The sequence below is a fragment of the Geobacter sp. genome (assembly GCF_030834625.1).
GTDB lineage: Bacteria > Desulfobacterota > Desulfuromonadia > Geobacterales > Geobacteraceae > Geobacter.
Genome location: NZ_JAUQXO010000092.1, coordinates 1 through 7602, shown reverse-complemented (window position 1 = coordinate 7602; position 7602 = coordinate 1). Strand labels below are relative to the sequence as shown.

At 57.1% G+C, this 7602-nt stretch carries 8 protein-coding genes and 1 CRISPR repeat array; all 8 genes read left to right on the top strand.

Annotated features, from left to right (window positions below):
• Nucleotides 1–248: 248 nt before the first annotated feature.
• The 8 genes from cas5c (at nt 249) to cas2 (ending at nt 7079) form a co-directional block, all read left to right on the top strand.
• A complete protein-coding gene (gene cas5c / locus RCH91_RS20960) occupies nt 249–914 on the top strand; it encodes a type I-C CRISPR-associated protein Cas5c (RefSeq protein WP_306537368.1) in 666 nt (221 codons plus the stop codon).
• On the top strand, nt 911–2662 hold the full coding sequence (gene cas8c, locus RCH91_RS20955) for a type I-C CRISPR-associated protein Cas8c/Csd1 (protein ID WP_306537366.1): 1752 nt from the start codon (nt 911–913) through the stop codon (nt 2660–2662). Before cas5c ends, cas8c begins: the two co-directional genes overlap by 4 nt.
• Before the next feature lie 4 nt (nt 2663–2666).
• Entirely contained in the window at nt 2667–3527 is an 861-nt protein-coding gene (cas7c, locus tag RCH91_RS20950) for a type I-C CRISPR-associated protein Cas7/Csd2 (RefSeq protein WP_306537364.1), read from the top strand.
• A gap of 95 nt (nt 3528–3622) precedes the next feature.
• Nucleotides 3623–4210 carry a transposase gene (locus RCH91_RS20945; protein WP_306537362.1) on the top strand — a complete coding sequence of 196 codons (588 nt, stop codon included), beginning with the start codon at nt 3623–3625 and terminating at the stop codon, nt 4208–4210.
• 76 nt (nt 4211–4286) lie between these two features.
• Nucleotides 4287–4898 carry a CRISPR-associated protein Cas4 gene (gene cas4, locus RCH91_RS20940; RefSeq protein WP_306537360.1) on the top strand — a complete coding sequence of 204 codons (612 nt, stop codon included), beginning with the start codon at nt 4287–4289 and terminating at the stop codon, nt 4896–4898.
• 10 nt (nt 4899–4908) lie between these two features.
• Nucleotides 4909–5745, top strand: a complete 837-nt coding sequence (locus RCH91_RS20935; RefSeq protein WP_306537358.1) for a Bro-N domain-containing protein — start codon at nt 4909–4911, stop codon at nt 5743–5745.
• Complete coding sequence (cas1c, locus tag RCH91_RS20930) at nt 5742–6776, top strand: type I-C CRISPR-associated endonuclease Cas1c (protein ID WP_306537356.1); 1035 nt, start codon at nt 5742–5744, stop codon at nt 6774–6776. The genes RCH91_RS20935 and cas1c overlap by 4 nt, the downstream gene beginning before the upstream one ends.
• 9 nt (nt 6777–6785) lie before the next feature.
• The gene (gene cas2 / locus RCH91_RS20925) at nt 6786–7079 is read left to right on the top strand and encodes a CRISPR-associated endonuclease Cas2 (protein WP_306537354.1); all 294 of its coding nucleotides are present in this window, start codon (nt 6786–6788) and stop codon (nt 7077–7079) included.
• Nucleotides 7080–7255: 176 nt separating this feature from the next.
• Nucleotides 7256–7582: a CRISPR direct-repeat array (repeat unit 37 nt; unit sequence GTAGCGCCCGCCCACGTGGGCGGGCGAGGATTGAAAC).
• Between the last annotated feature and the right edge of the window lie 20 nt (nt 7583–7602).

The window sequence follows — 7602 nt, the reverse complement described above, 5'->3', positions numbered from 1 at the left end:
GGATTGCATCGCCACCCTCCTGTGAAGTCAGAAAGGTAGCACCCGAAACGAATTCAAATCGAAAAAAGAACAATTATGTCAAAGAGCTATAAGAATCAGTTGGTTACAGAAGTACATTCGAACTTTACCGGACAGTAGTGATGCGCTCCGTAAAGGGTGAGGATTGAAACAGAGACAGGAGTAAGGAAGTGCAAAATGGCGGGCCGCCTACTTGGCGGCCCGCACATCTCCTGGTTGAGGAGGAGTCTATGGCGAAAGGTATCAAGCTGCGGGTATGGGGGGATTATGCCTGCTTTACCCGGCCGGAAATGAAGGTCGAGCGGGTGTCATACGATGTGATGACCCCCTCTGCGGCGCGGGGCATCCTGGAGGCTATCCACTGGAAACCCGCTATCCGCTGGATAATCGACCGGATTCACGTGCTGCGCCCCATCAGGTTCGACAACGTGCGGCGCAACGAAGTCAGTTCCAAAATTCCGAAACCGAATCCCGCAACCGCCATGCGGGATAAAAAGCCGCTCTACTTTCTGGTGGATGACGGCAACAACCGCCAGCAGCGGGCCGCCACCTTGTTGCGCGACGTGGAGTATGTCATCGAGGCCCATTTTGAGCTGACCGATAAAGCCGGTTCTGAGGACAACTGGGCAAAGCATATGGACATATTCGAGCGCCGGGCCAGGAAAGGGCAGTTCTTTCACCAGCCTTCGCTTGGGTGCCGCGAGTTTCCGGCCTGCTTTGAACTGGTCGAGGGAGCTCCGCCCGTTTCCTGCTATGCAGGACAGAATAAGGACTTGGGCTACATGCTGCTGGATATTGATTTTGCCAACAACATGACCCCGCTCTTTTTCCGGGCACAGATGGAGAACGGCATCATCTCGCCGCCGTCGCCGTTTACTCCGGAGGTGCGCGCATGATTCTGCATGCCCTTAACAGCTATTACGAACGGATGCTCAACACCCCTGATTCCGGGATGCCCGCCTTCGGTACCAGCATAGAGAATATCTCCTTTGCTCTGGTGCTTGGCGAGGATGGTTCTTTGCGGGGAGTGGAACCCTTGTATGAATTGGACGGGAAAAAACAGCGCCCGCGCAAGATTCCTGTACCGGCGGCAGTGACCCGCACATCGGGGGTAAAGGCCAACTTTATTTGGGACAAGGCTTCGTATTTGTTCGGCGCCGATGGTGACGGGTCGACCGATGCGAATCGGCAACGATTCAATGCCTTCAAGGAGTTGCTGCTGGACGTAGGCAAAAAGATAGAAGATACCGGTTTCCGCGCTGTCAGGCAGTTTGTCGAGACGTGGGACTGTGAGCGCTCTCAGGAAGTAATTTCTCGTTATCAACCGTGGGACGACGTCTGTAACGCCAACTTGGTGTTTCGACTGGATGGCGTTCCGGGATATGTTCACGACCGCCCTCCGGTGCAGCGTGCCTGGCTTGAGTATGGTCAGCGCGGCACGGATGCGCCTTTGGTGCAATGCCTGATTACCGGTGAACGTGATGCTCCGTTGGCGCGGGTGCATACACCGATCAAGGGGGTGCGCGGCGGACAGACCTCGGGCGGTTATATAGTGTCGTTCAATGCCTCGGCCTTTGTCTCATACAACCAGGACAAAGCCTCCGTGGCCGAGTTATCTGCCTTTGCTTATACAACGGCTTTAAATGCCCTTTTGACCGGAGACAGCCGCCAGAAGATCGTTATCGGTGATACTACCTATGCTTTTTGGGCGGCTTGCAGCAATCCGGTGGAGGGATTATTTGCCGATCTTTTCGATCCTCCGACGGAGACAGCGGAAACCGACGCAACCCAGGATGACCAGCAGACAACCACAGCCATTCGCGGTCTTTTGAAGGCAATCCGTGACGGCCGCAAGGCTACTGACTTCCTGCCCGATCTGGACGAAGACGTACAGTTCTACATCCTTGGACTTGCGCCCAATGCCGCGCGCCTGTCCATCCGCTTTTGGGAGGCCAACAGCCTGGGGGCTTTGCTGGAGCGGGTCGGCAAACACTACGAACAACTCAATATCGTGCGCCAATTCGACAACGAACCGGAGTTCCCGCCCCTGTGGCGTTTGCTCTGCCAGACCGCCACACTCGGCAAATCGGAGAACGTCTCGCCAGTGTTGGCCGGGGCAATAGCTCGAGCCGTCCTGACCGGGGCACTATATCCTCAGAATCTCTTGCCCGTGGTGCTGGATCGCATTCGGGCCGAACATAATGTCACCTATTTCCGCGCCGCGCTGCTGAAAGCCTATCTGATGCGCAATAAACACAAGGAGGTTCCCGTGTCTCTCGATCCCAACCGTTCTGACCGGCCTTACCTGCTGGGGCGGCTCTTCGCCGTGCTGGAAAAGGCCCAGGAAGAAGCCATACCCAATGCCAACGCCACCATTAAGGATCGCTATCTGGCAGCGGCAGCGGCCACGCCTGGACTGGTCTTCCACATGTTGCTGAAAAATTCGACCAACCATATTGCCAAGCTGAAGAAGGACCCGGAAAGAAAAGGACGGGCCTTCCATTACGAAACCATGATTCAGGATATCATCGCCGGGTTTTCCGATTATCCGACAACCATGAAAGCTGAAGAACAGGGGCTGTTCATGATCGGTTACTACCATCAGCGGAAAGATCTCTATACCAAGAAAACTCAGGAGGGCTAAACCAATGACTGCAATCGCCAATCGTTATGAATTTGTTCTGTTGTTCGATGTTGCAAACGGCAACCCCAACGGCGACCCCGATGCCGGCAATATGCCGCGTATCGACCCGGAAACCGGGCATGGGCTGGTGACCGATGTTTGTCTGAAGCGGAAGATTCGCAACCATGTGGCTCTTGCCAAGGGTGGAGCCGAAGGTTTCAATATTTACGTGCAGGAAAAGTCAGTTCTTAACCAAACCAACGAGTTGGCCTACAAAGCATTTGAGCTTAAACCCGAAGCCAAGAAGCTACCTAAGGCTGAGGAGGATGCCCGGAAAGTTACCGGTTGGATGTGCGCCAACTTCTACGATATCCGGAGCTTCGGTGCGGTCATGACCACCGAGGTGAATTGCGGGCAGGTACGCGGGCCGGTGCAGTTGGCGTTTGCCAAGAGCGTCGAGCCAATCCTGTCGCAGGAAATCAGCATCACCCGTATGGCAGTAACCAACGAGAAAGACTTGGAAAAAGAGAGGACCATGGGACGCAAGCACATCGTTCCGTATGGTCTTTATGTTGCTCAGGGCTTTGTCTCTGCGGCGTTGGCAGACAAAACCGGTTTCGGTGAGGAAGATCTGGAACTGCTCTGGAATGCGTTGATCAATATGTTCGAGCACGACCGTTCTGCCGCCAGGGGGGTGATGAGCAGCCAGAAGCTGTTTGTTTTCAAACATCGGGACAAACTCGGCAACGCCCCTGCCCACAAGCTTTTCGACCTGATCGACATCAAGCGCAAGGAAAACTTGGAAGGTCCGGCGCGGTCTTTCAAGGATTATGTTGTCACAGTGGGGACTGTTCCTGAAGGAGTGGAGATTATCGAAAAACTGTGATTTGGAACCCAGGGCGGCCACATGGGGTCGCCCCTACGAAATACCGATAACCTGGGCGAACACGAGGTTCGCCCCTACGGGACAAGGGACGGGGTATGACCTATAATCCTGACGTTCATCATCGCCGGTCCATCCGGTTGCGGGAATATGATTATTCCTCTGCCGGGGCCTATTTCGTGACCCTTTGTGTACAGGGGAGGGAATGCCTGTTTGGCGGAATCGTTCAGGACGACATGGTGTTGAACGAGGCGGGACGAAAGGTGGAGGGGGTCTGGCGGTCATTGCCGGACCGGTTTCCGAATGTGACGCTCGATGAATTCGTGGTCATGCCGAATCATCTGCATGGGGTGATCGTTGTCGCTGATAATGGTTTAACCGACGCCGTAGGGGCAATTCATGAATTGCCCGACACATGTTGCAACGACAGGGCAATTCATGAATTGCCCCTACATAAGAAACGCAGAACCATGTTGATTCCGAAGGTGATCGGTTTTTTCAAAATGAACACCGCTAAACAGATAAACCTGATGCCCAACACTCCTGGTATTCCGCTCTGGCAGCGCAATTATCACGAGAGGGTGATTCGGGGTGAACGGGAAATGACCGCAATTCGAGAATATATCCGTCAGAACCCTCTGAAATGGGAATATGACCAAGAAAACCCGGAAACAACCACACGGTAGGGGCAGTTCATGAACTGCCCAATGGTGACGCAATGATTTGGGCAATTCGTGAATTGCCCCTACATAGGGAATAACCATGGATTCTCCCGACCCCATCATGATCTCCGCCCTGGAGCATTACAGCTACTGCCCCCGCCAGTGTGCCCTCATCCACGTGGAACAAGTCTGGGGCGAAAACCTCTACACCATGCGCGGCCGCGATGTGCATGAAAACGTGGACGTGGAATCGTCCCACGATGTGGCTGGAATCCGCTACGAGCGGGCGCTGCCGCTCTGGTCGAAGAGGCTGAACCTTGTCGGCAAGGCCGATCTGGTGGAATTCCACGGCGAGACTCCCTACCCGGTGGAATACAAGTCGGGCAAGCACCGGGCCGGCCACCACGAGGCGCTGCAACTCTGCGCCCAAGCGATATGCCTCGAAGAGATGTTCGGGGTGCCGGTCGGGCAGGGCGCGCTCTTCTGGCATGGTTCGCGGGAGCGCCGGGAAGTCGTCTTTACCGATGCCATGAGAGAGCACGTCGAGAAGGCGGTTGAAGGTGTCCGTGGGATGCTTGCACAATCCACCATCCCGCCGCCGGTAAACGACAAGCGCTGTACCCATTGTTCGTTGAGAGAATCCTGTCTTCCCGCCGTCGTTGCCGAAAAGGACAGAAGCCGAAAGGCGGCGCGGGAGTTGTTTGCAATCTGAGGAGGGATGGATGGAAACAAGGCTGGTGGTTTTTCAAGGGAAAGAAATTCGTAAAACCCTGCACAACGGGGAGTGGTGGTTCTCGGTTATCGACGTGATAGGGGTTCTTGTGGAAAGCTCTATTCCCCGTCGCTACTGGAGTGACCTGAAGCGAAAGCTCACCAATGAAGGCTATAACGAGTTGTACGAGAAAATCGTACAACTGAAACTCGTGTCAGCGGACGGTAAGACGTATTCGACCGATTGCGCCAACACCGAGACCATGTTCCGCATCATCCAGTCCATCCCGTCCCCCAAGGCTGAACCCTTCAAACGCTGGCTGGCCAAGGTCGGCTACGAGCGGGTGCAGGAGATCGAAGACCCGGAGCTTGCCACGAAGCGCACCCGCGAGCTTTACCGTGCCAAGGGGTATTCCGAAGCATGGATCGAGAAGCGGATGCGAGGCATCGCCATCCGGGCCGAGTTGACTGAAGAGTGGAAGAACCGGGGCGTGAAGGGAGAACCGGAGTACGCCATCCTGACCGCCGAAATCTCCAAGGCCGCCTTCGGCATGACCCCCGGCGAGTACAAGCAGTTCAAGGGGCTGGAGCGGGAAAACCTGCGGGACCACATGACCGACCTGGAATTGATCTTCTCGATGCTGGGCGAGGCGGCTACGACGGAAATCGCCCGGAAGCAGGATGCCCAGGGCTTTCCCGAAAACAAGGTGGCTGCCCACAAGGGGGGACGGATTGCCGGCGAGGCGCGGGAAAAGCTGGAGGTGGAAACCGGCAAGGGGGTGGTGACTCCGGAGAATTTCCTGGTTGAGCCGGAGAGCCGCAAGCGGCTGAAGGGGAAAAAACCATGAAACAGATCCTCAACACCCTCTACGTCATGACCCAGGGGGCCTACGTCAGTCTCGACCACGAGACAGTAAAGGTGGAGGTGAAGGGCGAACTCCAGATGCAGGTGCCGCTCCACCACCTGGGGGCGATCGTCACCATGGGGAACGTCATGATGAGCCCCTTCATCATGGCCCGCTGCGCCGATGACGGCCGGGCCGTGGTGATCCTCGACCGCAACGGCAAGTTCAAGTGCCGCGTCGTCGGCAAGACCAGCGGCAACGTGCTCCTGCGCCAGACCCAGTACGAGGCGGTGCGCGACCGGGAACTCTCTGCCGCCATCGCCCGGAACATGGTGGCGGGGAAGGTGAAGAACGCCCGCCAGATCCTCTTGCGCGGGGCGCGGGAGACGGATGTGAACGACGAGGCAGCGGCGCTGCGCGGGGCCGCCGACACCCTGGCCGATGCGCTCTTCCATCTCAAGGATGCGACGGATATCGACCACGTCCGCGGCCTGGAGGGGGAGGCAGCCAACGCCTATTTCCATGTCTTCGACCGGATGGTGAAGGAGGAGGACCGCCCCACGTTCCGGCTGAATGGCCGCAACCGCCGGCCTCCCCTTGATCCCATGAACGCGCTGCTTTCCTTCCTTTACACGCTGCTCCTCAACGACTGCATCAGCGCCGTGGAAGGGGTCGGGCTCGATTCCCAGATGGGCTTTCTCCATGTGCTGCGTCCGGGGCGGCCGTCCCTGGGGCTCGATCTCATGGAAGAATTCCGGGCCGTGCTGGCGGATCGGCTGGCTCTCACCCTCATCAACCGGAAGCAGATCACGGGGAAGCACTTCGAGGTGCGGCCCGGCGGAGCCACGTATCTTGATGACGCGGGGCGGAAGGAGGTCATCATGGCCTACCAGAAGCGGAAGCAGGATGAATTCCACCACCCGGTTCTCGACCAGAAAGTCCCCTTTGGTCTCCTTCCCCACGTCCAGTCCCGGCTGCTGGCCCGGCACCTGCGGGGCGACCTGGAACAGTACACGCCGGTTCTCTATTCGTGAGGTGAGGGTATGTGGGTAGTTGTCTGCTATGATGTGAACACCGAAACCAAAGAGGGGCGCCGGCGCCTGCGGCGAGTGGCCCAGGCGTGCAAGAACTACGGTCAGAGGGTCCAGAAGTCGGTGTTTGAATGCCAGGTCAACGAGATGAAGTTCGAAGACCTCCGGCGCAAACTGCTGAAGGAGATCGACAAGGAGCAGGACAACCTTCGCTTCTATCGCCTGACCGAGCCCCGGGAGAACCACGTGGAAACCTATGGCCTTACCCGGACGATTTTTTTCGACGAAGAGCCGTTGATCGTCTGAGCGCGAACTTGGTGCTGCTTCGAAATGCCGGGAGGTTCGCGGATAGGTAACGTTATGATATTGCGAGTGACAGAGGAGGTGAAAAGTTGCTGGAGATGGTTTTCCTGTCGGATTCTGCTAGATTCGCGGGAAACGGCATGTAACTGCTTGAAAGCTGTCACGAAAAAATGGTGACAGTAGCGCCCGCCCACGTGGGCGGGCGAGGATTGAAACCTCTGTATGGTTACGCTTTTTGCTGGTTTGTTACGCGTAGCGCCCGCCCACGTGGGCGGGCGAGGATTGAAACACCCCCTCGGCCGCTACCCACACCCTTACCATCTGTAGCGCCCGCCCACGTGGGCGGGCGAGGATTGAAACGGGGAGCGGGATGCAGCGGTCTTTATCGCCCTTGCGTAGCGCCCGCCCACGTGGGCGGGCGAGGATTGAAACTCACCCGTGACGCCATCCTGGAGGCGCAGGACCGCAAGTAGCGCCCGCCCACGTGGGCGGGCGAGGATTGAAACTAATTGTCGGCAGTATCGGC